Below are 26,321 nucleotides of genomic sequence, written 5' to 3' on the forward strand. Positions count from 1 at the left end.
ACTAGACAGTCTCAGCCTGAGGATTGATCTTCTCGGCGCCGGCCTGGAGCTTGTTCAGCGCATTCAGGTAGGCCTTGGCCGAGGCAACGATGATGTCGGTATCCGCGCCCTGACCGTTCACAACCCGCCCGCCGCGTGAGAGCCGAACGGTCACCTCGCCCTGTGCATCGGTTCCAGTTGTGATCGCATTGACCGAGTAGAGCTGCAGTTCGGCGCCACTCTTCGAGACCGACTCGATCGCGCGGAAAGCCGCGTCGACCGGCCCGCTCCCCTCGGAATCAGCTTTGACCTCGCTGCCGCCCACCGACAGCGTCAGCGCCGCCGTCGGCGTTTCGCCGGTTTCAGAATGGAAGCGCGCCGAGATCAATTTGTAATGCTCGTGCTCAGCCTCCACTGACTCGTCCGACATCAAGGCCTGCAAGTCCTCGTCGAAGATCTCGCTCTTCTTGTCGGCCAGATCCTTGAAGCGCGCGAAGGCATGGTTGAGTTGCTCTTCCGAGTCGACCACGATGCCGAGCTCTTCGAGCCGCTTGCGGAAGGCGTTGCGTCCAGACAGCTTGCCGAGCGTCAGGCGGTTGGTCGTCCAGCCCACATCTTCAGGACGCATGATCTCGTAGGTTTCGCGGTGCTTGAGCACGCCATCCTGGTGGATACCGGACTCATGCGAAAACGCGTTCGCGCCGACGATCGCCTTGTTCGGCTGCACCGGATAACCGGTGATGGTCGAGACAAGTTTTGAACTTGCAACAATCTGGCTGGCATCAATGCCGGTCTCGACGCTGAAGACGTCCGGGCGCGTGCGGACCGCCATGACCACCTCTTCGAGCGACGCATTGCCGGCGCGCTCGCCCAGACCATTGATCGTGCACTCGACTTGGCGCGCGCCTGCCTGCACGGCCGCCAAAGAGTTGGCAACGGCCATCCCGAGGTCATTGTGGCAATGCGTAGACCAGATCACCTTGTCGGAGTTTGGCACCCGTTCGATCAAGGTGCGGAAGCGTTCGCCCCACAGCGCCGGCACCGCATAACCAACCGTGTCGGGAACGTTGATCGTTTTGGCGCCAGCCTGGATCACTGCATCGAAGATGCGAACCAGAAAATCCATCTCCGAGCGGACTGCATCTTCAGCCGAGAATTCGACATCATCAGTGAATTGCAGCGCAAGCTTGACCGCTGCCACTGCCGCCTCCACCACTTGATCGGGCTGCATGCGCAGCTTTTTCTCCATGTGGATCGGGCTGGTCGCGATAAAAGTGTGAATCCGCCCCCGCGCTGCGGGCCGGATCGCCTCGCCTGCAGCACGTACGTCACGTTCGTTGGCGCGCGCGAGGGAACAGACGGTCGAATCCTTGATTGACTCGGCGATCGCACGAATGGCATCCGCGTCACCCGGGCTAGCGGCCGCGAAACCCGCCTCAATCACATCAACCTTCAAGCGTTCAAGTTGTCGGGCGATGCGCAGCTTTTCGTCTTTGGTCATCGAGGCGCCCGGGCTTTGCTCCCCGTCACGCAAGGTGGTGTCGAAAATAACCAGACGATCTTTCATGACTGCTCTCCAAATCGAAACATTGCATTCACCGGCGCCGCGTTCGCGGCACGCCCGTGCTTTTCAGATAGATGGCCACGCGACTCATCAAGCCCCGCCGAAGATGCTCAGGCCCTGCGCCGGATTGCCCGCCATGCCCACATCAAATAGCCCGACAGGGCGTAGGTGACGAACAGGCCAAAAAGCACGCCCGCCGGGTAGCTGGAAATCAACAGAAGGCCACCCACCATCGCAAGGATCACCACGAATGGAACCGAGCGGCGCAGATTGATTTCCTTGCCGCTCCAGAATTTGACGCTGCTAACCATGGTCAGGCCCGCGAAGATGGTGACAACACAGGCCACCCAGCGGATCTGGCTCGGGTCGATCGACAGATCGATCAGTATCCAGACAAACCCCGCCACCAAGGCCGCAGCGGCCGGCGAAGGCATGCCCTGGAAGTATCGCTTGTCAACAATCTCGATATTGGTATTGAAGCGCGCAAGCCGAAGCGCGGCGCCGGCGCAATAGATGAACGCGGCAACCCAGCCCATCTTGCCCAGATCCTTGAGCGCCCATTCGTACATGACCAGCGATGGCGCAACCCCGAAGGAAACCATGTCGGACAGCGAGTCGTACTCGGCGCCAAATTCGCTCTGCGTATGGGTCAGGCGCGCGACGCGACCGTCCAGCCCGTCAAGGACCATGGCAACGAAAATCGCGACCGCGGCATTCTCGAAGCGCAGATTCATTGCCTGCACAATGGCGTAGAAGCCGGCGAAAAGAGCGCCGGTCGTGAAGAGATTGGGCAGGATATAGATCCCGCGGCGTCGGATCGAACTGGCGCGCGGGCCAAGCTTGCTGGTCTGGAGATCTGGCATGCGAACTACCTTGTTGAATCGCCTCACTCAGGCGTGCGCCCGAAGCGGCTTTGCCATGACTGAGAACTACCCGTCGCAGGCGGGCGGGCGCTGCCGCCGAGCTGCGCCAAGCGCTGCAGATCCTCGCGCATGCTTAGCCGATCAATGGTAGCAGAAGCCCCTCGCCGCGACACCGCGGGGTCCAGCACAAAGACGAACAGGTACTCGACGCGAAAACGGCCACTCCGGGTGGCCGTTTTCGCGGGACGCGCGCGGTAAGCCGCGACGCGACGACATGCCGATCAGTTCTTGGACTGATCCACCAGCTTGTTCGCCTTGATCCACGGCATCATGTCGCGGAGCTGGCCACCCACCGTCTCGATCGGGTGCACCGCATTGAGGCGACGACGCGCGGTCATCGACGGATAGTTGGTGCGACCTTCGAGGATGAACATCTTCGCGTATTCGCCGGTCTGGATGCGCTTGAGCGCATTGCGCATCGCTTCGCGGGACTGCTCGTTGATGACCTCAGGCCCGGTCACGTACTCCCCGTACTCGGCGTTGTTCGAGATCGAGTAGTTCATGTTCGCGATGCCGCCCTCGTACATCAGGTCGACGATCAGCTTGAGTTCATGCAGACACTCGAAGTAGGCCATCTCAGGCGCATAGCCAGCCTCGACCAGGGTCTCGAAACCCATCTTCACCAGTTCAACGGCACCGCCGCAGAGCACGGCCTGCTCGCCGAACAGGTCGGTCTCGGTTTCCTCGCGGAAATTGGTTTCGATCACGCCACCCTTGGTGCCGCCGTTGGCCGCAGCGTACGACAGCGCGATGTCACGAGCCTTGCCCGACTTGTCCTGATGCACCGCGATCAGAGAAGGCACGCCGCCGCCTTTGAGGTACTCGGAACGCACGGTGTGGCCGGGGCCCTTCGGGGCGACCATGATCACGTCGAGGTCGGCGCGGGGCACAACCTGGTTGTAGTGCACGTTGAAGCCGTGCGCAAAGGCCAGCGTGGCGCCCTGCTTGATGTTCGGCTCGACGTCGTTCTTGTAGACATCGGGGATGTTCTCGTCCGGCAGCAGAATCATCACGAGATCCGCGCTCTTGACCGCGTCAGCGACCTCGGCCACTTTCAAACCAGCGCCTGCGGCCTTCGCCCACGATGCGCCGCTCTTGCGCAGACCAACGGTCACGTTCACACCAGAGTCACGCAGATTCTGTGCATGAGCGTGCCCCTGCGAACCATAACCAACGATGGTGACCTGCTTGCCCTTGATGAGGGAGAGGTCGGCGTCCTTGTCGTAATAAACCTTCATGGCAATTCCTTGAATCCGGGGTTGAAATGGGGAGGTCAGATTTTCAGTACTCGATCGCCACGGCCAACGCCGCAGACGCCAGAGCGCACTGTTTCCAGAATCAATGCGCTGTCGATGGCGCCGACAAACGAATCCAGTTTGTCTTGCGTTCCGGTGAGTTCGATGACGTAGCTCGATTCGCTCACGTCAATGATGCGGCCGCGGAAGATATCCGCCATGCGCTTCATCTCTTCGCGATCCTTGCCCGTAGCGCGAACCTTGACCAGCATGAGCTCGCGCTCGATATGTGCCGCTTCGGAAATATCAACGACCTTGACCACGTCGATCAGCTTGTTCAACTGCTTGGTGATCTGTTCGATGATGTCATCAGAGCCCGAAGTGACAATCGTCATCCGCGACAACGACGCATCTTCGGTCGGCGCAACGGTCAGCGACTCGATGTTGTACCCGCGTGCCGAAAATAGCCCGGACACACGCGAAAGCGCGCCAGACTCGTTCTCGAGCAGCAGTGAAATGACGTGTCTCATTGTGCTTGCCTGCCAGTGAGCACACTACCGAACGGACACACAAGGCCCACGGGTGACCTTGCGCCGCCCGCCGGACCGGTAAGTCCTTCGGGCGGATGCCACCGCGGTTGGGCGGCACCCCGTTCGCGCAGCGCGCGAGTGTTACAGATCCTCGGACGACAGGATCATGTCGGTTAGACCCTTGCCGCCCTGAACCATGGGGAACACGTTCTCGGTCGGATCAACCTGGAAGTCCAGGAAGACCAGATCGTTCTTGCGACTGAATGCCTCGCGAATAGCGCCTTCCACATCGCCCGGCTTCTCAACCCGCAGACCAACATGCCCGTAGGCCTCGGCCAGCTTGGCGAAATCCGGCAGCGAGTCCATGTAGGACTCAGAGTAGCGATTGCCGTGGAAGAACTGCTGCCACTGACGCACCATGCCCAGATATCGGTTGTTCAGGCTCAGGATCTTGATCGGCAAGCGATATTGCTTGCAGGTCGACAACTCCTGAATACACATCTGGATCGAACCTTCGCCGGTGATCACGGCAACCGGAGAACCAGGATGTGCCAACTGAACGCCCATTGCTGCAGGCAAGCCAAAACCCATCGTGCCCAGACCGCCAGAGTTGATCCAGCGACGCGGCTTGTCGAACTTGTAGTACTGCGCAGCCCACATCTGGTGCTGGCCAACGTCAGAAGCCACAAAGGCATCGCCCTTGGTGACCTTCCACAGGGTCTCGACAACGAACTGGGGCTTGAGCACCTCGGTACTGTTCTTGTACTTGAGGCTTTCGCGACTGCGCCATTCCTCGATCTGCTTCCACCACGGCTCAATCTGGCTCGGTGCCGGGCGTTCGCTCATCGATTCGAGCATCTTGATCATGTCATCGAGCACATCCGAGAGATTGCCGACGATGGGCACATCCACCTTGACGCGCTTGGAGATCGACGAAGGATCAATGTCGATATGGATGATCTTGCGCGGCTCGGACTGGAAGTGCGCCGGGTTCCCGATCACTCGATCATCAAAGCGGGCGCCTATAGCCAGCAGGACATCGCAATAATGCATGCCCATGTTCGCTTCGATGGTCCCGTGCATGCCAAGCATGCCAAGGTTCTGACGATCGGTTGCCGGATGCCCGCCAAGCCCCATCAGGGTGTTGGTGATCGGAAAACCCAGCATCCGGGTCAGCTTGGTCAGCTTTTCGGACGCATCGGCAAGGACGACGCCACCACCGGCGTAAATCATCGGCCTACGGGCCTCGAGCAACAGCCCCAAGGCCTTGCGGATCTGCCCCTGATGCCCCTTGACGATCGGGTTGTACGAACGCAGCGCAACCGTCTTCGGGTATTCGTACTCACACTTGTGAGCCGAAACATCCTTCGGGATATCGACCAGCACCGGGCCGGGACGCCCGGTTTTCGCAATGAAGAATGCCTTCTTGATGGTCGAAGCGATATCCCGAACATCCTTGACCAGGAAGTTGTGCTTCACGCAGGGACGCGTGATCCCTACGGTATCAACCTCCTGAAACGCATCCTGACCGATGGCTGCAGTGGGCACCTGGCCACTGATGATCACCATCGGAATCGAATCACAATACGCGGTCGCGATACCGGTTACGGCGTTGGTAACGCCAGGACCCGATGTTACGAGCGCAACGCCCACCTTGTCGGTAGAGCGCGCATAGCCGTCCGCAGCATGTACGGCGGCCTGCTCATGGCGAACCAGCACGTGACGAACGATGTCCTGTTTGGACAGCTCGTCATAGAGGAAAAGCACAGCGCCGCCGGGATAGCCGAATACATATTCGACCTTTTCCTCTTGCAGACACCTGATTACAATCTCCGCACCAGTCAAAACCATTGCAGCACCCAAAAAAGACACGAGCCCCTCCGGAAGGAGGGGGAGGTACATTGTCAACGGTCTGCAATGGATTGGTCAAGGCATCCTCGCTGCGGCACACAATAAGGCAGCGACGGCCACAAGAGGTTTCTCCTGGCTTCACGGATAGAACTTTCAGACTTTCTCGCGAGCGTTGAGCGGCGCGCCTTCAAACAGGCGTTTTTTGCATTGCGGGATGAAGACACGGCGCTTGACGTGGTGCAAGACGCCATGATGAAGCTCGCCGAGCGCTACGGCGACCGCCCCCTGGAGGAACTTGGGCCGGTCTTTCAGCGCATCCTGCAAAACGGGATCAACGATTACTTTCGCCGCAGCAAGGTCCGCAACCTCTGGACGACGCTGCTTTCAGCCTTCTCACCCAACAACGACGACGAAGGCGGCGACCCGATCGAGGCCATCGGTGCGGAATCGGATTCAAGCTTTTTCGCCGCGCCACACAAGCAGGAAGAGCAAAGACAGACGCTTGGCGTCATCGAAGAGGAAATCGCCAAACTCCCGCCACGTCAACGGGAAGCGTTCCTCATGCGTTACTGGGAGGAAATGGATATCGCCGAGACGGCTGTAGCGATGGGGTGTTCCGAGGGCAGCGTGAAAACGCACTGCTCCCGAGCAACGCACACGCTGGCAGCCGCTTTGCGCGCCCGAGGGATTGAGCCATGACTGAAGACACCCTGATTGCACGACGTATTGCCACACAACTTGATCGCGGAACGGGCGAGCTTCGACCTGAAGTGCTCGAACGCCTGCGCACCGCCCGCCGCAGTGCGCTTGAGCACCACCGCATCGAAGCACGCGGACTGAGCCTTGCCGGTGTCGGCCGTACAGTCTCGGACATGTGGGCTCAGCACAGCCGACTCGCGTTCGCAATGATCACCGCAGTGGTGCTGCTCGCTGCAGCCGACACGCTCCGCGACAACGTGATCGGATCCGAGCTCGAAGAGATCGACAGTGCGCTCCTCTCCGACGACTTGCCGATTGACGCCTATCTTGATCACGGATTCGACCGATGGCTGAAGCCGGACGATTCGGCCAGCTAAGGCGCTGGCTTTGCGTTCTGGCCTTGGTCATGGCGCCACTGGCAGGCGCGACCACAACAGCCCCGGGCTGGGGAGAGCTCACGCCTGAGCAACAGAGAATCCTTGCCCCCCTTGAGGCTGAGTGGCCAAAAATGGGGCCTGCACGGCGCAACAAATGGATCGGAATCGCTGCGCGCTTCCCGGAGATGACCCAGAACGACCGCGACCGGATCACCCGCCGCATGGAAACCTGGTCACAACTATCGCCAGAAGAGCGCAAGAAGGCACGCGATCAGTACAAGCGCCTTCAAAAACTACCGACTGAGCAGCGCCCAGCACTCAGGCAGCAGTGGGAGGCATACAAGAGCCTCTCCGATGACGAAAAGGACAAGCTTCGCAGCCAACCAAGCACGCGAACAAAGTCCGTGCGCGGTCAGATCCCGGTGGAGTGGCTCGTCCCGCCCTATTTGCGGCCCTATCGCACGGCCTTGCGGCCACCGCCGCCGCAACCAGAGCCTCCGCCACAGCCCAAACCCGTGCTACCCGAGGCACTCTACCCACGCTTCTGAACGACCGGCACGCGGACGACACGTCGCGAGCAACCAGGATCCCCGTGAATACAACCCGCCCCACCGCCGAACTGGCCGGCCTGCGCCGGCGCATGGCCTGCATGCTTTACGAGTCCCTGCTGCTGGTGGGCGTACTCGCGTTTGCATTCCTCGTACCGCAGCTGATTTATGCGATTGCCAGCAAACACGTCCTGCCGGGCTGGGCCAGCTGGCTGCACGTGACGGCCGTGCTCGGGATTTACTTCTATGTGCTTTGGCGCCGGAACGGCCAGACCTTGGCGATGCAAACCTGGCGCCTGCAGCTTGTCGACGCCAACTCCGGGATGCCGCCATCAGCGGCACAATGCATCATTCGCTATCTGCTCGCGTGGCCGTCGGTGCTCTTTGCCGGCGCCGGGCTCGTCTGGGCGTTAGTGGATCGTGATCGCCAGTTCATGCACGATCGCTTTGCCGGCACCTGCATCGTGCTGCTGCCAGGCCGCCCCGGCGAGCAAAACCAAAGCTAACGCCGCTCAACCCACCAGAGCATGCCTGCGGTTGCGACAAGGAACAGCAGGCTCGGCGCAAGCGCGCTGACCACCGGCGGCCAATCGTTGATGATGCCCAGATTTGTAAAGAGGCCATTGAGCAGGTGAAAGGCCATGCCGATCACCACGCCAAGCAGCACTTTTGCCCCCACCGCGCCACTGCGGTGATGAATGAAGGCAAAAGGCAGCGCAAGACACATCATCACGATCGAGGCAAAGGGGAACACAATCTTCTTCCAGGCTGCCACCTCGTGGCGCCCGGTCTTCTGATTGTTCTCCTTCAAATGCTGGACGTAGGGCACCAAGGTCTTCAGCGCCATCCGCTCCGGCACAACCATCACAACGCTGACCAGTTCGGGTGTCAGCTCGGACTGCCAGCGCCACTCCGGCAGGCGTTGCAGTTCAGTTCGACCCGCGAGGAACTTCGTGCGGACCACGTCCGTCAGCAGCCACCCCTCGCCAGCCTTGTATACACCCTTTGCCGCATCCGACAGCGACACCAATTTTGACCGTTGGTCGAACTCGTATATCCGCACCCCCTCAAGCCCCTTATCGGGCAGGACGCGTTGCGCATTGACGAAAAGATGACCATCCCTCACCCAGAAACCCGATTTGAGTTCCTGTGGCAAGGTCGAGTTCGTGCTGCGGAGGCGCCATTTCTGCGCCACCCGCTCAAGCGGCGGCGCAATGAACTCGCCCAGCACGAAAGTCACTGCCGCAAACAACAGGCCGATCTGCGCAACCACCATGATGGCTTTCCGCGTCGAAAGCCCTGCGGTACGCATCGCTGTAATTTCAGAGTTCCGCGCAAGCTGCGTCAGCGCGAACAAGGTCCCGATCAGCGCCGCAATCGGGAAAATCTCGTAAGCGCGGCTGGGCAAAGACAAGCCGACAAAGATCAGCGCATGCTTGAGTCGATAGCCCGCCTTGCCGACCTTGTCGAGCTCTTCGACCAGATCAAAGAAGCCAAACAAGGCCAGAAACGCCACCATGACCAAGGCCGAGGCGGCGATGATCTCGCGGCCGAGGTAACGACGGATCGTCTTCATCGGCGGAGCAGCCTCGTGAAGACCTGCATGCGGTGGGCGAACATGGCCAGCAATAGCAGCGCCATCGGCAGGTGCAGTGCAGCAATGCCCGCCCCAAGGCCGATCTTGCTTTGCCCGATCCACGCCTGCATGACTTGAAGCAGGCTGATGTAGGTCGAAAAGACGAAGACGGCAAACAGCAGATTGAGCGTGCGCCCTGCGCGCGGATTCACGAACGAAAGGGGTACCGCAATCAAGGTCAGGACCAGCGCCGCCAGCGGCAAGCCCAGACGCCACGACAGCTCGCCCTGATTCTGCGGCGTTGGCAACGTAATCAATTGAGGCGTTGGCGTGATACGCGGTGTCATTTCGAGCACGCCCACCTCCTTCGCTTCGATCCGGATCGCGTAGGTCTCGAAACTCGTGACGCTGAACTCCGGCGTGCCGGGCCGGCCTTCATAGCGACGACCGTCGCGCAGCACAGCGAACCGATCGCCATTGGGCTCAAGCTCGATCGAGCCACTGGTCGCCACAATGATCCGCATACGGTCAGCCAAGGGCATCGAGACGAAGACGTTCTTCACTTCGCGCGATGACTCGGAGAGCGATTCAACAAAGAAAACGCGACGCCCGCCGGAGTCTTCCCGGAAGGTGCCCGGTGAAACGCTCGATACATCATCCCTTGCTTCAAGCTGCTTGCGGTACTCCTGCGCGCGCCCCTGAGCCCAAGGCGAAAGAAAACCGGTGAGCAGCGCGATAACTGCGACGATGGGCAACGAGAATTTGAGAACCGGGCTCACCCACGCGGAAAGCGGCAAGCCGCTAGCGAACCAGACCACCATTTCGGAATCGCGATAGGCTCGTGTCAGCGAGGTCAGCACCGAGATGAACAAGGTCAGCGAAAGCAAAGTCCCGACATGATTGAGCGCCGTGAAGCCAATCAGGGACAGCACCGCATCGGGCGGCAGGCGACCACCTGCAGCCTGACTCAGCAAGCGAATCAGGATGACGGTGAGCATGATGAAGAAGAGTGCAACGAAGATCGCAACCGCGTTGGAAGCGAACTCGCGCATGGCTGCGCGCTGAAAGACCATTTGGATAAGCGCCGGTGCGGTTTTGACGGCGTCGGAGGGACACGGGATAATCGTCCGCTCTGCGCGCAAGCGTCCATTGCCAGGAGCAATTGATGGAATTTAGCACGAAATCCGTAACCCCGGAAAAGCAGAAATGCGCGTGCCTGGTGGTCGGTGTATTCGCCGGGAAGACCCTCGGCGCCACCGCAACTCGCCTTGACGAAGCCTCTGCCGGAGCCCTCTCGAAGCTGATCGCCCGCGGCGATCTTGACGCCAAAGCCGGCGCAACATTGATGCTGCACCACCTGCCGGGCGCAGCCGCCGAGCGCGTGTTGCTGGTCAGCTACGGCAAACCCGAAGACTTCAACGAAAAGGCTTACCGGACTGCGCTTGGCGCGGCAGCGAAGGCGCTTGCCGGCCTGAAGGCAGGCGACGCAACCGTCACCCTCGCCGATGTTGAACTGCCTGGGCGCGACGCAAAATGGCTCAGCGCACAGGCAAGCCAGATCCTGCGCGATGCCGCGTACAAGTACGACGCCCCGCGCGCAAAGAAGGACGACGACAAGCGCGGCGTCAGCAAGGTCACCCTAGCCTTTGCCGACAAGCCGAGCGCCGACGCCACCCGCGGCGTGGCGCAAGGCAGCGCAATTGCAGCGGGCATGGCCTTGGCGCGTGATCTGGGCAACCTGCCGGGCAACGTCTGCACGCCGAGTCACCTCGCCGACACCGCGAAGAAACTCGCGAAAGAATACAAGTCGATCAAGGTTGAGACCTTCGACAATGCCGGCATCGAAAAGCTCGGCATGGGCTCATTCCTGTCGGTTACCAAGGGTTCGCACGAACCTGCACGTTTCATCGTCATGCAGTACCACGGCGCCAAGTCCAAGAAAGCCAAGCCGATCGTCCTGGTCGGCAAGGGTCTGACCTTCGACTCCGGCGGCATCTCGCTCAAGCCGGGCGAGGGCATGGACGAGATGAAGTACGACATGTGCGGCGGCGCTTCGGTGCTGGGCACATTCCGTGCACTGGCGGAGCTTGAGCTGCCGATCAACGTCGTCGGTCTTATCCCGAGCACCGAGAACATGCCGGGCGGCTCTGCGGTGAAGCCGGGTGATGTGGTGACGTCCATGTCCGGGCAGACGATCGAGATCCTGAATACCGACGCCGAGGGTCGCCTGATCCTGTGCGATGCGCTCACTTACGCCGAGCGCTTCGAGCCCGAATGTGTGATCGACATCGCAACGCTGACGGGCGCCTGCGTGATCGCCCTGGGCAACCACACCAGCGGCTTGCTGGCCAACAACGACGAACTTGCGCAAGAACTGCTCGAAGTCGGCGTCGCAGCCGGTGACCGTGCGTGGCAGCTGCCGCTGTTCGACGAGTACCAGGAGCAGCTCAAGAGCAACTTTGCCGACATCGCGAACATCGGCGGCCGCGCCGGTGGAACGATCACCGCGGCCTGCTTCCTGTCGCGCTTCACCAAGGCCTACAAGTGGGCGCACCTGGACATCGCTGGCACGGCGTGGAAGTCCGGCGCGGAAAAGGGCTCCACCGGACGTCCGGTGCCGCTGCTCACGCAGTTCCTCATCAAGCGCGCCGGCGCCTGATGCGATTGGCGACACAGTGACCGAAGTCCGCTTCTTTCACAACGCGCCGGACAAGCTGTCCGCGGCCTGCCGCCTTGCGGCGGCCGCGTACCGGCACGGGCGAAAAGTCACTGTGTTTGCCCCGGAAGCGGGCCTCGCGGCCCGCTTCGACGCCCTGTTGTGGACCTTTCAACCGCTTGCGTTCGTTCCCCATGTGCTCGCATCGTCGGCACTTGCCTCGCAAACGCCGGTGGTGATCGACCCGCAACTGGCCGAACCGATCAACCTGGAAGTTCTGATCAATCTGGGCGACGAAGCCCCCCCTGAGTTCGAACGTTTCTCGCAGGTGATCGAGATCGTGACCTCTGACCCTTCCGATCGCGCACCTGCGCGGGCGCGCTGGGCCTTTTATCGCGACCGCGGACTTGATCCGTCAGCGAATGACCTTTCCGCACGCGAACGCGCATGACCCCCAGCGACCCCACCCTCGAAGACCTTGAAGTGTCCGACACCTTGATGGTGAAGGCCGACGCCCTGATTCACAGGCACCGCTCCAGTACCGCGCCGCAGGCAGACGATCTGCCCGTTCTCACCGACATCCTCGGCGAGGATCTGCCGGTGCTCGAAGACGTGGCAGAAGTCCTGACGCTTGACGACGACTTGCCGGCACTCACACCCGATGCGCCGCTCCAGCCAACCCGGCCCGCCGAAACCGCGCCGATCAGTCCGCCGCCCCCGCAAGCCGCGCCCAGCGCGCCAGTGGTAACCCTGGTCGAGCCCGACCCGGCCATCATCGCTGCAGCGGCTGAGCATGCGGCCAGCGCGGCAGCGCAAGCCGCCCGAGATGAAGCGATGGTGCAAGCGCAGGCGGCCCGCATGCGAATGGCCGAGCAGCTGATCGAGTTCGACGCGCACATCTCACAAACACTCGAAGCCTGGATCAGCAACGAGCTGCCGCAAATCGTGGCGGCCGAAGTCGACGGCATGGTCGAGCGCCTGCGCATGAAGACACTGGCACACATGCGCGCCACGCTGGTGCCCGACCTCTCGCACAAGCTCTCGGAACTGCTCGACGCAACGCTCAACGAGCCAAAGAACGATTAGCCCCCCGTGGCAAAGCGATGCCCCGCGTGCTTGCGGCGGCAGCCCCTTAGCCATCCGAATCAACGCAAGATTCTGTTTCTAAAGACTGACACGCATGGAACTCGCAAAGAGCTTCGAACCGGCAGAGATTGAGCGCCGCTGGTATTCAAACTGGGAAGAATCCGGCTACTTCAAGGCCGGACTGGACAAATCAAAGTCCGACGCCTTCTGCATCCTGCTGCCGCCGCCGAACGTCACCGGCACGCTGCACATGGGCCACGGCTTCAACCAGACGGTGATGGATGCGCTCACCCGCTACCACCGCATGCTCGGCCACAACACGCTGTGGCAGCCGGGCACCGACCACGCCGGCATCGCCACGCAGATCGTTGTTGAGCGCCAACTCGATGCGCAAGGCGTGTCGCGCCACGATCTGGGCCGCGAGAAGTTCCTCGAGAAGGTGTGGGAGTGGAAAGAGTACTCCGGCAACACCATCACCCAGCAGATGCGCCGTCTCGGCACCTCGCCCGACTGGAGCCGCGAGCGCTTCACGATGGACGCCGGGCTCTCCAAGATCGTCACCGAGACCTTCGTGCGCCTCTACCGCGAAGGCCTGATCTACCGCGGCAAGCGCCTGGTGAACTGGGACCCGAAGCTGCACACCGCGGTGTCGGACCTGGAAGTAGTGTCCGAAGAGGAAGACGGCTTCCTGTGGCACCTGCAGTACCCGCTCACCGACGGCAGCGGCTCGCTGACCGTGGCCACCACGCGTCCGGAAACCATGCTCGGCGACACCGCCGTGATGGTGCACCCGGAAGATGAGCGCTACGCCCACCTGATCGGCAAGACAGTCACCCTGCCGCTGGTTGGCCGCGAAGTGCCGATCATCGCCGACGAGTACGTGGACCGCGAATTCGGCACCGGCGTCGTCAAGGTCACGCCGGCGCACGACCTCAACGACTACGGCGTCGGCCAGCGTCACAACCTGCCGATGATCATCGTGCTGACGCTCGAAGGCAGCGTGCCGGCCGAAGGCACCGTCGTCACCGGCGGGCAAATCAGCGGCACCACGCCGCTGCCCGCGCATCTGGCCGGGCTGGATCGTTTCGAAGCGCGCAAGCAAGTCGTTGCCGGTTTCGAGGCCCTCGGCCTGCTCGGCGAAGTCAAACCGCACAAGCTGATGGTGCCGCGCGGCGACCGCACCGGCGTCGTCATCGAGCCGATGCTCACCGACCAGTGGTTCGTCGCGATGAGCAAAGCCGGCCCGGACGGCACGAGCATCGCTGGTAAGGCCCTTGAATGCGTGGCCTCGGGCGAAATCAAGTTCGCGCCTGAGAACTGGGTGAACACCTACAACCAGTGGCTCAACAACATCCAGGACTGGTGCATCTCCCGCCAGCTGTGGTGGGGTCACCAGATCCCCGCCTGGTATGCCGACGATGGCCGCGTGTTCGTCGCCCACGACGAAACCGAGGCGAAGGCCGTTGCCGCAGCCGAGGGCTACACCGGCGCCCTGAAGCGCGACGACGACGTGCTCGACACCTGGTACTCGTCCGCCCTGTGGCCATTCAGCACCCTGGACTGGACGCCCGAGTGGCCGGCCAAGTCCAACGATGCGCTCGACCTCTACCTGCCCTCGTCGGTGCTGGTCACCGGCTTCGACATCATCTTCTTCTGGGTCGCGCGCATGGTCATGATGACCAAGCACATCACCGGCAAGATCCCGTTCAAGACGGTGTACGTGCACGGCCTGGTGCGCGACGCCGAAGGCCAGAAGATGAGCAAGTCCAAGGGCAACGTGCTCGACCCGATCGACCTGATCGACGGCATCAAACTCGACGACCTCGTCGCCAAACGCACCACCGGGCTGATGAACCCGAAGCAGGCGGCGCAGATCGAGAAGAAAACGCGCAAGGAATACCCGGAGGGCATCCCCGCCTTCGGTACCGACGCGCTGCGCTTCACCTTCGCCAGCCTCGCCACGCTGGGCCGCGACATCAAGTTCGACATGCAGCGCTGCGAGGGCTACCGCAACTTCTGCAACAAGCTGTGGAACGCCACGCGCTTCGTGTTGATGAACACCGAGGGCAAGGACTGTGGCCTGAACGAACACGCGCCTGGCGAGTGCGACGGCAGCTACCTCGCCTTCTCCGACGCCGACCGCTGGATCGTCTCGCGCCTGCAGCGCGCCGAGGCCGCAGTGGCGCAACACTTCGCGGACTTCCGCCTCGACCTGCTCTCGAGCGAGCTCTACACCCTGGTGTGGGACGAGTACTGCGACTGGTACCTCGAACTCGCCAAGGTCCAGATCAACACCGGCAACGAGGCGCAGCAGCGCGCCACGCGCCGCACCCTGCTGCGCGTGCTGGAGACCATCCTGCGCCTGGCGCACCCGGTCATCCCCTTCATCACCGAAGAGCTGTGGCAGACCGTAGCCCCGCTCGCCGGCAAGAAAGACGCCGACAGCCTGTGCCTGGTCGCGTATCCGCGCGCCAACCTTGAGCGCATCGATGCGAAGGCCGAGGCCCGCATCGAGCAGCTCAAGGCGCTGATCAGCGCGGTTCGCAGCCTGCGTGGCGAGATGAGCCTGTCGCCCGCGCAGAAGGTGCCGCTGATCGTCGCCGGCCCGGTAGAGGATGTGGAGGCCTTCGCGCCCTACCTCACCGCGCTTGGCAAGCTGGAGAGCGTCAGCGCCGCCGGCGACGCGCTACCGCCCTCGCCCGCCCCGGTGCAGATCGTTGGCGATTTCCGCCTGATGCTGAAGATCGAAATCGACATCGCGGCCGAACGCGAGCGCATCACCAAGGAAATCACGCGCATCGAAACTGAAGTGGTGAAGGCCAACGCCAAGCTCTCCAACGAGAGCTTCGTTGCGCGCGCGCCGGCAGCCGTGGTCGAGCAGGAAAAGAAGCGCTTGGCCGACTTCGGCGCAACGCTCGAAAAGCTCCGCGAGCAATTCGGCCGACTGGGCTAAGCCTCATCTGCCGCAATCAAACGGCGCCGCAAGGCGCCGTTTTCGTTTGTCCGTAGCCCCAAAAAAACAGGCGCCCGAAGGCGCCTGAATGAAGAGGGACTTGCAAGCAATCCGGCAAATCAGAACTTGTGGCGGATGCCCAGGTTGATACCGCTGCGGTAGTCGGCGAAGGTGTTCGAACCATCCGAAACACCGTAGCGAACCTTCATGTTGTCGTCGGCATCGATGCGCGCGTAAGCGGCATACACATCGGTGCGCTTGGAGAAGGCATAGGTGCCGCCGATACCGTACTGAACCGCCTTTTCGTCCAGATCGTTCTTGTCCTTCGAGTAAGCGTAGGACGCGAGGATCGAGAAGTTGCCCAGCGGCACGGTCGCGCCAACCAGGTAACGGTTGTACTTCTTCGGCTCCTTCGCGGTGCCGACCGTCACGCTTTCAAACTTGGGCTGAGCGTAGGCGCCCGAGATCTTGGCCATGCCGAAATCAACGATGCCACCGAGTTCAACGACCGTATCGTTGGTGTACTTGGCCTTGTCGTAGCTGCTGCTGTAGTTGGCCATGACCTTGAACATCTTGCCGAACTTCAGCTTCGGGGTGATCGCGTAGTAGCGCTTGTCGGTGAGGTTTTCAACCGTTTCGTCGCCATCACGGTTCAGTGCGTACAGCGCGTCAAGCGAGAAGATGTCGCCGAAGTAAGGCGTCGTTGCGTAGAACGCGTTGTCGATACGGCTGGTGATGTGGGTGAAGATGTTGCTCGCCTTGGCGACCTGGCCGTGCGAGAACGGGTCGATATCACCGTAGATCAGGTATTGCGGCGAGTACTGACGGCCGAAGCGGCCTTCGACAAAGCCCGTCTCCAGACCAACCCAGGTCTGACGACCCCATACACGGTTGACCGTGGCGCTCGACTGGGCCGGGGTGCCGGTATCAGCGTTGATGCCCGCTTCCACCACGAACTTGCCCTTGAGACCAGACGTCAGTTCTTCGGTGCCACGGAAGCCCAGGCGGGTGCCGCTGGCAATACCGCTGTCGATCCCGTTACGGCCACCCTTGGTGGAATCGTAGTTGTCAGTGCGATAGGCGTAGCCCATGTCGATCAGGCCGTAGACGGTCACGCTGGAATCCGCTGCGATTGCGCTACCGGAAGCAAGCGCGGCGATCGCGAGTGCGAGTTTGTGCTGGTTTTTCACTGTTAGTCCTCTGTATCAAGATGGCGCGCACACCGCCGGACTAGCCGGTGCGCAACGGGGGCGACAGTAGCAAGCGAGTGTTTCAGTAATAAGAAAAGGGCGCCCCAAGGCGCCCGAATTTCGCGTTTTTTGCCGATTCTGTGGTTACCGCGCAAAACGGCCGGTATCCGAGCACGAATACTGAGAGCCCGTCCAGCGCCAGAACCGGTAAACACGGTGGCCATCGTCCGGATCGCTGTAGAAGAATTCGTTCACCTTGGGCAAGTCCGAGACATAGTCCCAGCGAAAGTCCTCGCGCCGCTTAAGCGTCTTCTTGCCCGCATCGAATTCGATCACTGCCGGCAATTTCGCACACGGATCCTTGTCCTTCCTGGATTTTTCTGCCGACCCCGCCCAAGCCGCATTCGCGCCGAGCACGCCAGCAAAAACAACGCAGCAGATCACGCCCAGCCTTCGCATCCATACCTGTTTCATCTCCGCTCCTTCGATGCGCATCGAACAGCCGCGCTCACAGCGCTGTGTCATTTTGATTCGGCCGTCTTGAAGTCGCCCGCGAAGACCTGAACCAGCTTTGCCGGATCAAAGTACTTGCGGATCGCGGCATTGACATCGTCGACCGAGACCGCGTTGAGCGCCGCTTCGCGCGCGCGCTCGAATGCCATGGTACGCCCCAGATCAAGCTGACTGGCAAGCGCGCTGGCGAGCGCTGCGTCCTGGGTGCGGCCAAGCGTCATTTGCTGGATCAAGCCGGTGCGCGCCTCGTTCAGCTCCTGTTCGCTGACCCCGTCGCGCACGAAGCGCTGCAGCTCATCGTCGAGCGACGCGCGCAGTCGCGGGAGGTTCTGCGGTGCATAAATGGCGTAGAGCATGAGCGCAGTGTTCTCTTCGCGTGCATTGCCACGCAACACACTGCCCGCGCCGTAGCTAAGCCCCTCTTTTTGGCGCAGACGGTCAGCGAGGCGGCTCTTGAGCCCAGCGCCATCACCCAGCACCTGATTCGCCAACACGGCGGCCGGGTAATCGGCCGACTCATCCCGCAGCGGCATCGTGAGCCCTGCGATGAAGAACGCGTTGGCTTTGTCCGGTGTTTCAAGCGAAATCACCTTGGGCGCCTTGGCGCGGAAGGGCTGCGGCACGCGGGCGTAGGCCTCGGCGCTTCGCCAGCCGGCGGTCAGTCGCTCAAGCTGCGGCTTCACCGCCACGGCATCGAAATCGCCCACCAAGGCGATCTGCGCGTGCTCGGCCCCGTAGAAGCGGCGATGGAAGCCTGCAAGCGCCCGTGCAGATACCGCCTTGATCGCAGCGGCCTCTTCGGCGGCGGTCGCCACATAGCGAACGTCCCCCTTGGGCCATGGATTGTCGTGGCGACCCAGCGCCCGCATGGCCACCGCCTGCGGCTCACGCCGCGCGGCATCCAGTTCGGCCAGCGCTTCGGTGCGCAACTGTTCCAGTTCGCCGGCAGGGAACGTAGGCCTGCGCAGCACATCCTGCAGCAGATCGAGGAAGGCGGTGAGCTTGTCGCGTCGGGTATCGAAACTGACCAGCACCAGATTGCCGTCTTGCGCGGTGATCGATAGCTGCGCCTTGAGTGCGTCGAGCGCATCGGCGATCTGTTGCCGGTTGCGGCCCGCCGCGCCCCGCGTGAGCATGGCAGCCGTGAAGCTCGCGACGGTTTCCTGCCCCACGAGCGAACGTTCGTTCCCCATCCGCAACACGATCTGGCCGTGCACGGTGTTGCCGCGCGTGCGCTTGGGCAAGAGGGCCAACTGGGCGCCACTGCTCAAGCGGCTGCGTGTCGTGCGCGCCTCGATATTCTCGGGCGAGGGTTCGAAGACTTCGCCCTCTGCCTGGGCGGTCTTGCCTGCATAGCCGGCCAGCGTGTCGGCCAGCGGCGGCACCGCAGGTATCTCGACACGGACAGGCTTTTCAACCGGAATGAACTGGCCAACGGTGCGGTTGGCCGCTTTGAAGTAGCGCTCCGCCACACGCTGCACGTCGGCAAGGCTTGCGCCTTCAATCCGGTCGCGCCCAAGGAAGAAAAGCCGCCAGTCACCCAGCGCAATGGCTTCGGACAAACCGACGCCAAAATCCACCGGGTCGTTGAGCATTTTCTCGAAGCCGTTCAGCAGCGCGACGCGGGCGCGCTCGACTTCGGCTGCGCTCAGCGGTTTGCGCGCGATGTTCTCGATCACATCCACCAGCACCTTGCGCACTTCCGCGCGCGACTGCTTCTGGTTCAACTGCGCAACGAAGCTCATGTAGCCCGGCTCGGCAAGCTCCAGGTTCCATGCGCTCACGCTGGCCGCCTTGCCGCTTTCAACCAGGGCTTTGTGCAAACGCCCGCTCGGGCTATCGCCAAGGACGAAGGCCAGCAAGGAAAGCGCCGCGGTGTCCGGATGCGCACCGGCCGGGACGTGGTACTGCACCCCCACCAGCTGGATGTCGCCAACGCGCGAGAGGCTCACCTCGCGTTCGCCGTCCTGGGTCGGCTCGCGCGTCCAGGTCGGCTGCAGCACCCGCGTCGGCCGCGGAATCGGGGCAAAGTAGGCCTGCACCTTCTGCAGGGCCGCCGCTTCGTCAAACTTGCCAGTGATGATGAGCACCGCGTTATCCGGCTGGTAGTAGCGTGCGTAGAAGGCCTGAAGGTTCTCGATTCGCACGCCCTCGACGTCGCTGCGCGCGCCAATGGTCGACTTGCCGTAGTTGTGCCACTGGTAGGCGGTGGCAGCCATCTTCTCCCACAGCATCTGGCCAGGGCTGTTCTCGCCCGCCTCCATCTCGTTGCGCACAACGGTCATCTCGGCATCGAGATCCTCCCGCGCGATGAAGGCATTGACCATGCGGTCCGCTTCCATCCGCAGGGCCCAGTCCAGGTTGTCGTCAGAGGCCGCAAAGGTTTCGTAGTAGTTCGTGCGGTCGAACCAGGTGGTGCCGTTCATCTGCATGCCACGGCGCTTGAACTCGGAGTCGATCGTGTTGCCCGGAAAGGACTTCGAGCCCTTGAACATCAGGTGCTCAAGCAGGTGCGCCATGCCGGTTTCGCCGTAACTTTCGTGGCGTGAGCCCACCAGGTAGGTGATATTGACCGTAGTGCTGGGCTTGGTCGCGTCCGGCGCAAGCAAGACGCGCAGGCCGTTTGCGAGTCGATACTCGGTGATGCCTTCCACCGTGCTCCCCCGTTCAATGCCGGCAGGCAAGGCAGGCAGCGCGCGCACCGCGGGTTCTGCAGCGAACACGGGGGATGCTGCGATCAGGCAAAAGCCCAGCGCAGTCGCGCGCATCAAGGCCGAAATGAATGACATGGAAACTCCTGGCTCAGGCGGACACAACGGCAGCGCCGTCATGACGGGATCGTGCAACGGTTGGTGGCTTCGCTGGCAGCGCCGCGCTGGGCGCGCACCCACTCAGGCGCGGGCTATTTGCAGCGCAGAATGAACTCGAGTTCCTTGTCGGCGGTTTCGCCGTTGGACACCAGTTCATGGCCAGTCTGGCGACAAAAGGCCTGGAAATCGCGCACCGACCCCTGATCGGTCGCGATTACCCGCAGCAACTCGCCAGTGTTCATTTCTGCCAGCGCCTTCTTGGCACGAAGAATCGGCAAGGGGCAGTTCAGCCCGCGTACATCCAGGTCACGATTCACATTCATTCTGTTTTCATCCATTCACTTTACGCAGCCCGCTTGTGCCGCGCTGACAACACGCCAAGCTGCGACAGCCTATCGCCGGCGCTCACGTTCAAGATCACGACGACGCTCCTGAAACTCTGCCAGCCGGGCCTCGGCGGCCGTCCGTTCATAGTAGTCGCCATCACGCCCGCGCAAGCCGAGCGAGAGTTGCTCGATTGCGGAGTAGATCGCGCCACGCAAATAGTAAGCCTCGGCTTGCGCGCGGTGCTGCGCGAGCCGCTTGCCTTGGGCCGCGCTGGCCTTGGCAAGGCGGCTGTAGAGGCGATCGTCGGTGTTATCCAGGCGCAGGCGCTCACTGGCCAGCGCTGCGGCTTCGCCAGGCTTGCGTGCGGCCAGCAACGCATCGACTTCAGCGTAAACGAGCGCGCGGCTCTGCGGAAAGCGCTGGCGCGCCAGTTGCAGCACCTTTGCCGCCTGCGCCGGCTGCCCGGCCTGAATCAAGACTTCACCATCGAGCAGATCGACCATGGCGCTGTTCAGGTCGAGCTTATGCAGCGCATCAACATCCATTCGCGCCGCCGCGGTCTTGTTCAGCTTCAGGTTTGCCCGGGCGCGTGCATACCAATGCGCCGCGGCGGCATTCACCCGTTGCGGCGGCTCGCCGGCAAAGCGCGCGAGGGTCTCTTCAGGCACTTGCTCAAGCGATTCGATCTTGGCCTTCACCATTGAAAAGTCGACCGAGTCGATCACCTGGCGGTAGGGAATCTGCTGCACGCGGTTGGCAACGTCGCTGATGCGCTCGGTGGTCAGCGGGTGTGATCGCAGATAGGCGTAGGCGCCACTGTCAAAAACGCGGGTCGCGCGGTCAAGGCGTTCAAAGAAATCGACCATGCCGCGGGTGTCGAAGCCGGCCGCCTCAAGGGTCTGCAAGCCCACGCGGTCGGCCTCGCGCTCGTAGTCGCGCGAATACGCCAGCTGCAGCGAACTGGCGGCCGCCTGCCCCGCCATCGCGGCCGCACCGGCAGCGTCCCCGCCCGCCCTGGCCGCCAGCACGGCCATGACCAGTGTCGCCAGCATCATGTAGCCCATGTTCTGCTGCTGGGCCATCATGCGCGCCATGTGGCGCTGCTGCACATGCGAGATTTCGTGCGCCATCACCGAGGCAAATTCGGATTCGGACTGGGCGGCAAGGAAGAGGCCCGTGTGGAAGTAGAGCACCCCGCCCAGCGTCGCAGCGGCGTTGATCGATTTGTCCTGGAACACGAAGTACTGAAACTGCTGGCTGGGGGTCGAGCTGACCGCAACCATTCGCGCGCCAAGGCGTGCAAGGTAGTCCTCGATTTCAGGGTCATCAAGATAGCGCGCATCGCCAAAGCGGATCTGCCGCACGATCGCTGCGCCGATCTGGCGCTCCATCTGCGGTGATAGCTCCGCCTGAGCCGAATCGCCCAGGTCGGGCAAGCCGTCCGCAATGGCTCGAACGGAGAACAGGGCGGCGAGCAGGCTCGCCAGCAGGCGCTTTTTCATGAGCGTATGATAACGGCCTGCCCGCAAAGCCTTTGCGGTGACCAACAGAAGATAACAAATCTTCCCCAGCCAGTCGTACCGCAACGCCCCGCCAATCCTGACGATCACGATGCCAGACGCAACACTCACCCACTTCAACCCGCGCGGCGAGGCCCACATGGTCGACGTGGGTGCCAAGCATGAAACAACGCGCATTGCGCGCGTCAAGGGGCGCATCTCGATGCTGCCGGACACGCTTGCACTGATCCTGCGCGGTGACGCAAAAAAGGGCGATGTGCTGGGCATTGCGCGGATCGCGGGGATTCAGGCATCCAAGCGCACCGCCGACCTGATTCCGCTCTGTCACCCGATTCCGCTGACCCATGTTTCCGTCGACTTCACTGTCGACGAGGCAAACCCCAGCATCGAGGTGCTGGTAACCGCAGAAACCGTGGGCCGCACCGGGGTTGAAATGGAAGCGCTGACCGCCGCATCGGTGGCGCTGCTGACCATTTACGACATGTGCAAGGCGGTCGATCGTGGCATGCAGATCGGCGAGATCCGCCTGATCGAAAAACTCGGCGGAAAGTCCGGGCACTGGCAGGCCGAGTGACTGTCCACGCTGTTCGCACCCTCAACGCAAACCAACCTTCATACCGATCCCGCGCATGAGCAAGGAAGTCGAACTCAAACTCGCACTGGCGCCGCAAGCGCTGCCCGCGCTGCGGAGCAACCCGTTGATTGCCGAGGCGCCGCTTGAAGGCGCCAATGGCATCCTGCTCAACACCTACTTCGACACGCCGGGCCTGGAACTGCGGGCACGCAAGATCGCGGTGCGAATGCGCAAGGACGGCGAGAACTGGATCCAGACGGTCAAGTGCGCTGCCGCATCGCTGGGCGGCCTGGCGAGCAGGCCGGAATGGGAACAGCCCTCTGATGGCGAGCATTTCGATTTCAGCCAGATCGACGCAGCTGAGGTCCGAAGCGCGCTCGAGAGCGTCAAGAAACGCCTGGCGCCGATCTTCACCACCACATTCGCGCGCAGCACGCGGCGCCTGACGCCCAAGCCGGGCGTCGTGATTCTGGCAATGATCGACGAAGGCAGCATCGAGGCCGGTGGCCGCAGCAGCCCACTCTGCGAACTTGAACTCGAACTGGTGTCCGGCGACCCCCGCGAGCTTTACGCACTGGCCCTGCAACTGGCCGAGCAACTGCCCTTGCACCCGGAAGACGCCAGCAAGGCTCAGCGCGGGTACGAACTGCATCAGAACATCAAGCCCTCGCCACGACGTGCGCGCCATGTTGCGCTTGACCCGAAGATGCCCGCGCACGAGGCATTCCTGACGCTTGCCTACGAAACCCTGGCGATGTGGCAAGCCAACGAGAACCTTGCACTGCGACTCGATGACCCCGAGTTCGTCCATCAAGCGCGGGTCGCCCTGCGCCGCTTCCGCACACTGATCTCGCTGTTCCGCGATGCGCTGCCCAAGCCTTTGCGAAGCCGCTATTCCGCGCTGTTCAAGGCACTCGCCGACAGCCTCGGCGGCGCACGCGACGCCGATGTCGTGCTCTCTACCCTGCTGCTGCCGATCACCACCACCTGCAAGGTCGGTGACGACCTCAACCGCCTGGTGCGCACCCTGGAACTGCACCGCGACGATCAACGCAAGAAACTGCGCAGCAAGGAGAGCGCCGCCGAGCGGGGCCGCGCGCAACTGGAACTGGCCGCCACACTTCATTCGCTGCCCGATGCCGATGCGGGATCGATCAGCAAACTGGCTCGGCGCGCGATGCGGCGGGTCCACAAGAAAGCGCTTGCCTGCCTTGCGGCGGCAGATGCCGGTGACGCGGCGCAGCTGCATCAACTACGCATCGTGCTGAAACGACTGCGCTACGGGCTCGATTTCTTCAGCGCGCTCTGGGCGCCCAACGCGGTGCAAGCCTACGCCCGGGCGCTCGCAACACTGCAGGATGGCTTGGGTGACATCAACGACGCCGCAATGGGCAACCGACTGCTGGCCGAGGTGTCTGGCGACGACCCCGGCCTCGCGGCCGCGCGCGCCTTCACCGCCGGCTGGCATGCCCCCCGCATCGCGCAGCTCCGCGCCAAAGCACTGGCCGACGCTAAAACCCTGCTCACCAGCGAGACCCCATGGAAGAACAAGAAGGAAAAATGAGCACCGCCAAAGGCATGGATCTGATCCTGTGGCGGCATGCCGAAGCCGAGTACAGCAGCCCTGACGAAACCCGCGCCCTGACCGAGAAGGGCCGCGACCAGGCCGAGCGCATGGCGAGATGGCTCACGCGCAATGCGCCGAAGGATCTGAAGATCATTGTCAGCCCGGCAACGCGCACGCGTCAGACCGTGGCGCCCTTCTCAAGCAAGATTGCGATTGATCCGCGCGTCAGCACCTCCGGCAGCCCCGAGAGCCTGCTTGAAGCAGCCGGCTGGCCCAAGACCGACGGCGCGGTGCTGGTCGTTGGCCATCAACCCACGCTGGGCGAAGTGGCTGCGATGCTGCTCGGCCAGGCCGGGGCCGAAATGTCGGTGAAGAAGGGTTCGATCTGGTGGTTCCGCGTTCGCGAACGCCATGGCGTGCGCGAAACCATCCTCAAGGCCGTGGTCCCGGCTGAACTCACCTGACGCGCCGCGCACGGCCAGAATAAAAAAAACGGCGCCCGCGGGCGCCGTTCTCGTTTGCAGCAGTTCAGCTCAGTCGGCGGTGGCGCGGGCCACGCGGCGCTGACGCACCGCCGCAGCCAGGGTGTCGAGCACACCAAGGCTGTCTTCCCACCCGATGCAAGCGTCGGTAATGCTCTTGCCGTATTCCAGCGGCTTGCCCGGCACCAGATCCTGCCGGCCGTCCTTCAGGTGAGACTCGACCATCACACCAATGATGCGATCTTCGCCGGCAGCAAGCTGATCCGCCACATCCTGTGCCACCACGATCTGGCGCTCGTAGCGCTTGCTGCTGTTGGCGTGCGAGAAATCGACCATCACCTTGGCCGCCACGCTGGACGCCGCCAGTTCCTTACAAGCGGCATCCACGCTGGCCGCATCGTAGTTGGTGGTTTTGCCGCCGCGCAGGATCAGGTGGCAGTCTTCATTCCCGCCCGTCGAGACAATCGCCGAATGGCCCGCCTTGGTCACCGACAGGAAATGGTGGGGGCTGGCAGCGGCCTTGATTGCATCCACCGCGATCTTCACGTTGCCGTCGGTGCCGTTCTTGAAACCAACCGGGCTGGACAGCCCCGAAGCCAGTTCCCGATGCACTTGCGACTCGGTGGTGCGGGCGCCGATCGCGCCCCATGAGATCAGATCAGCGATGTACTGCGGGGTGATCATGTCGAGGAACTCGGTCGCGCAGGGCAATCCCATCTCGTTGATCTCCCAAAGCAGTTCGCGCGCGATGCGGATGCCTTCGTTGATCTTGAAACTGCCGTCGAGCATCGGGTCGTTGATCAAGCCCTTCCAGCCCACCGTAGTGCGCGGCTTCTCGAAATACACCCGCATGACCACCAGCAAGTCATCGCGCAAGCGGTCTGCTTCTACCTTGAGCTTGCGTGCGTAATCCTTGGCCGCTTCGGTATCGTGAATCGAGCACGGGCCAATGACCACCAGCAGACGATCATCCTGACCATGCAGGAGACGATGAATGCCGCTGCGTGCGTCATAGGCCGTCTGGGCCGCTTGCGGTGTGGCCGGAAACTCACGCAGGACATGGGCCGGCGGCACCAGTTCCTTGATTTCGCGGATGCGGACGTCGTCGATATGCAAGCGGGTAGAGGCATTCATGGTTCAGGGTTCCGGGAAAAGGCAGGGATGCGAGCGCAATTTTTTGCGCTACAACCAAAATTTAGCGCACGATTATAGCGCACAAGTCGCCTGGCTGCCGCGGCGCACCATGCACAGCACGCCAAAGCGCCCGCCCAACCGGCCGCCCACAACTGATCAGCGGCGCCGGAGGCCTGCGCATCAACGAACAGGGCGCACCTGCGGTGCGCCCTGTTCGGCACTCGGCC

Annotated in this window: 24 protein-coding genes; 11 read left to right on the forward strand and 13 right to left on the reverse strand. The window is 62.3% G+C overall.

The features are described 5' to 3' along the window. Window position 1 precedes the first annotated feature (1 nt). The 5 genes from OPU71_RS15925 to OPU71_RS15945 form a co-directional block, all read right to left on the reverse strand. Window positions 2-1,546, reverse strand: coding sequence for a 2-isopropylmalate synthase (locus tag OPU71_RS15925; RefSeq protein WP_267729001.1), 1,545 nt, complete (start codon window positions 1,544-1,546; stop codon window positions 2-4). Window positions 1,547-1,653: 107 nt separating this feature from the next. Then, window positions 1,654-2,406 (reverse strand): CDP-diacylglycerol--serine O-phosphatidyltransferase, encoded by a 753-nt coding sequence (gene pssA, locus OPU71_RS15930; protein ID WP_267729002.1) that lies wholly within the window; start codon window positions 2,404-2,406, stop codon window positions 1,654-1,656. A gap of 281 nt (window positions 2,407-2,687) precedes the next feature. Then, a complete protein-coding gene (gene ilvC / locus OPU71_RS15935; protein WP_267729003.1) occupies window positions 2,688-3,704 on the reverse strand; it encodes a ketol-acid reductoisomerase in 1,017 nt (338 codons plus the stop codon). 35 nt (window positions 3,705-3,739) lie between these two features. Beyond that, window positions 3,740-4,231, reverse strand: coding sequence for an acetolactate synthase small subunit (gene ilvN / locus OPU71_RS15940; RefSeq protein ID WP_267729004.1), 492 nt, complete (start codon window positions 4,229-4,231; stop codon window positions 3,740-3,742). Between the two features lie 141 nt (window positions 4,232-4,372). Next, a complete protein-coding gene (locus OPU71_RS15945) occupies window positions 4,373-6,082 on the reverse strand; it encodes an acetolactate synthase 3 catalytic subunit (protein ID WP_267729073.1) in 1,710 nt (569 codons plus the stop codon). 144 nt (window positions 6,083-6,226) lie between these two features. Between OPU71_RS15945 and OPU71_RS15950 the strand changes: the two genes are divergently transcribed. From OPU71_RS15950 to OPU71_RS15965, 4 genes are read left to right on the forward strand one after another with little or no spacing between them, the layout of a single operon-like run. Beyond that, window positions 6,227-6,781, forward strand: coding sequence for an RNA polymerase sigma factor (locus tag OPU71_RS15950; protein WP_267729074.1), 555 nt, complete (start codon window positions 6,227-6,229; stop codon window positions 6,779-6,781). Beyond that, window positions 6,778-7,158 carry a DUF3619 family protein gene (locus OPU71_RS15955; protein WP_267729005.1) on the forward strand — a complete coding sequence of 127 codons (381 nt, stop codon included), beginning with the start codon at window positions 6,778-6,780 and terminating at the stop codon, window positions 7,156-7,158. The genes OPU71_RS15950 and OPU71_RS15955 overlap by 4 nt, the downstream gene beginning before the upstream one ends. A gap of 29 nt (window positions 7,159-7,187) precedes the next feature. Continuing rightward, window positions 7,188-7,706: a DUF3106 domain-containing protein gene (locus OPU71_RS15960; RefSeq protein ID WP_267729076.1), complete on the forward strand. Its 519-nt coding sequence runs from the start codon at window positions 7,188-7,190 to the stop codon at window positions 7,704-7,706. Between the two features lie 44 nt (window positions 7,707-7,750). Then, on the forward strand, window positions 7,751-8,212 hold the full coding sequence (locus OPU71_RS15965) for an RDD family protein (protein ID WP_267729006.1): 462 nt from the start codon (window positions 7,751-7,753) through the stop codon (window positions 8,210-8,212). Here the strand turns inward: OPU71_RS15965 and lptG are convergent. Beyond that, a complete protein-coding gene (lptG, locus tag OPU71_RS15970; protein ID WP_267729007.1) occupies window positions 8,209-9,282 on the reverse strand; it encodes an LPS export ABC transporter permease LptG in 1,074 nt (357 codons plus the stop codon). The two genes, OPU71_RS15965 and lptG, sit on opposite strands and share 4 nt — an antisense overlap. Next, a complete protein-coding gene (gene lptF, locus OPU71_RS15975; RefSeq protein WP_267729008.1) occupies window positions 9,279-10,355 on the reverse strand; it encodes an LPS export ABC transporter permease LptF in 1,077 nt (358 codons plus the stop codon). The genes lptG and lptF overlap by 4 nt, the downstream gene beginning before the upstream one ends. A gap of 92 nt (window positions 10,356-10,447) precedes the next feature. Here lptF and OPU71_RS15980 point away from each other — a divergent pair, with 92 nt between their 5' ends. The 4 genes from OPU71_RS15980 to OPU71_RS15995 all read left to right on the forward strand — a co-directional run bounded on the left by OPU71_RS15980 (window position 10,448) and on the right by OPU71_RS15995 (window position 15,977). After that, window positions 10,448-11,941 carry a leucyl aminopeptidase gene (locus tag OPU71_RS15980; protein ID WP_267729009.1) on the forward strand — a complete coding sequence of 498 codons (1,494 nt, stop codon included), beginning with the start codon at window positions 10,448-10,450 and terminating at the stop codon, window positions 11,939-11,941. A 16-nt stretch (window positions 11,942-11,957) separates the two neighbouring features. Beyond that, window positions 11,958-12,389: a DNA polymerase III subunit chi gene (locus OPU71_RS15985; protein WP_267729010.1), complete on the forward strand. Its 432-nt coding sequence runs from the start codon at window positions 11,958-11,960 to the stop codon at window positions 12,387-12,389. Continuing rightward, window positions 12,386-13,024, forward strand: coding sequence for a hypothetical protein (locus OPU71_RS15990; protein WP_267729011.1), 639 nt, complete (start codon window positions 12,386-12,388; stop codon window positions 13,022-13,024). The genes OPU71_RS15985 and OPU71_RS15990 overlap by 4 nt, the downstream gene beginning before the upstream one ends. Window positions 13,025-13,118: 94 nt before the next feature. Continuing rightward, a complete protein-coding gene (locus tag OPU71_RS15995; RefSeq protein WP_267729012.1) occupies window positions 13,119-15,977 on the forward strand; it encodes a valine--tRNA ligase in 2,859 nt (952 codons plus the stop codon). 119 nt (window positions 15,978-16,096) lie between these two features. Here the strand turns inward: OPU71_RS15995 and OPU71_RS16000 are convergent, their stop codons facing one another. The 5 genes from OPU71_RS16000 to OPU71_RS16020 form a co-directional block, all read right to left on the reverse strand. Further along, complete coding sequence (locus tag OPU71_RS16000) at window positions 16,097-17,167, reverse strand: porin (RefSeq protein WP_267729013.1); 1,071 nt, start codon at window positions 17,165-17,167, stop codon at window positions 16,097-16,099. Window positions 17,168-17,311: 144 nt separating this feature from the next. After that, window positions 17,312-17,662: a hypothetical protein gene (locus OPU71_RS16005; RefSeq protein WP_267729014.1), complete on the reverse strand. Its 351-nt coding sequence runs from the start codon at window positions 17,660-17,662 to the stop codon at window positions 17,312-17,314. A 26-nt stretch (window positions 17,663-17,688) separates the two neighbouring features. Next, window positions 17,689-20,469 carry a M16 family metallopeptidase gene (locus tag OPU71_RS16010; RefSeq protein WP_267729015.1) on the reverse strand — a complete coding sequence of 927 codons (2,781 nt, stop codon included), beginning with the start codon at window positions 20,467-20,469 and terminating at the stop codon, window positions 17,689-17,691. Between the two features lie 113 nt (window positions 20,470-20,582). Next, window positions 20,583-20,813: a sulfurtransferase TusA family protein gene (locus OPU71_RS16015; RefSeq protein ID WP_267729016.1), complete on the reverse strand. Its 231-nt coding sequence runs from the start codon at window positions 20,811-20,813 to the stop codon at window positions 20,583-20,585. A gap of 69 nt (window positions 20,814-20,882) precedes the next feature. Further along, complete coding sequence (locus tag OPU71_RS16020; RefSeq protein ID WP_267729017.1) at window positions 20,883-22,319, reverse strand: M48 family metalloprotease; 1,437 nt, start codon at window positions 22,317-22,319, stop codon at window positions 20,883-20,885. Window positions 22,320-22,428: 109 nt separating this feature from the next. Between OPU71_RS16020 and moaC the strand changes: the two genes are divergently transcribed. Genes moaC through OPU71_RS16035 form a run of 3 tightly spaced genes read left to right on the forward strand, consistent with a single transcriptional unit; the run spans window position 22,429 to window position 24,942 of the window. Beyond that, complete coding sequence (gene moaC / locus OPU71_RS16025; RefSeq protein ID WP_267729018.1) at window positions 22,429-22,911, forward strand: cyclic pyranopterin monophosphate synthase MoaC; 483 nt, start codon at window positions 22,429-22,431, stop codon at window positions 22,909-22,911. Window positions 22,912-22,966: 55 nt separating this feature from the next. Next, window positions 22,967-24,475, forward strand: coding sequence for a CYTH and CHAD domain-containing protein (locus OPU71_RS16030; RefSeq protein WP_267729019.1), 1,509 nt, complete (start codon window positions 22,967-22,969; stop codon window positions 24,473-24,475). Then, window positions 24,472-24,942 (forward strand): SixA phosphatase family protein, encoded by a 471-nt coding sequence (locus tag OPU71_RS16035; protein ID WP_267729020.1) that lies wholly within the window; start codon window positions 24,472-24,474, stop codon window positions 24,940-24,942. Before OPU71_RS16030 ends, OPU71_RS16035 begins: the two co-directional genes overlap by 4 nt. A 69-nt stretch (window positions 24,943-25,011) precedes the next feature. On the opposite strand, the gene aroG is transcribed toward OPU71_RS16035, so the two are convergent. After that, window positions 25,012-26,094, reverse strand: coding sequence for a 3-deoxy-7-phosphoheptulonate synthase AroG (gene aroG / locus OPU71_RS16040; RefSeq protein ID WP_267729021.1), 1,083 nt, complete (start codon window positions 26,092-26,094; stop codon window positions 25,012-25,014). Window positions 26,095-26,321 lie beyond the last annotated feature (227 nt).

The sequence above is a fragment of the Niveibacterium sp. 24ML genome (genome assembly GCF_026586805.1).
Lineage (GTDB): Bacteria > Pseudomonadota > Gammaproteobacteria > Burkholderiales > Rhodocyclaceae > Niveibacterium.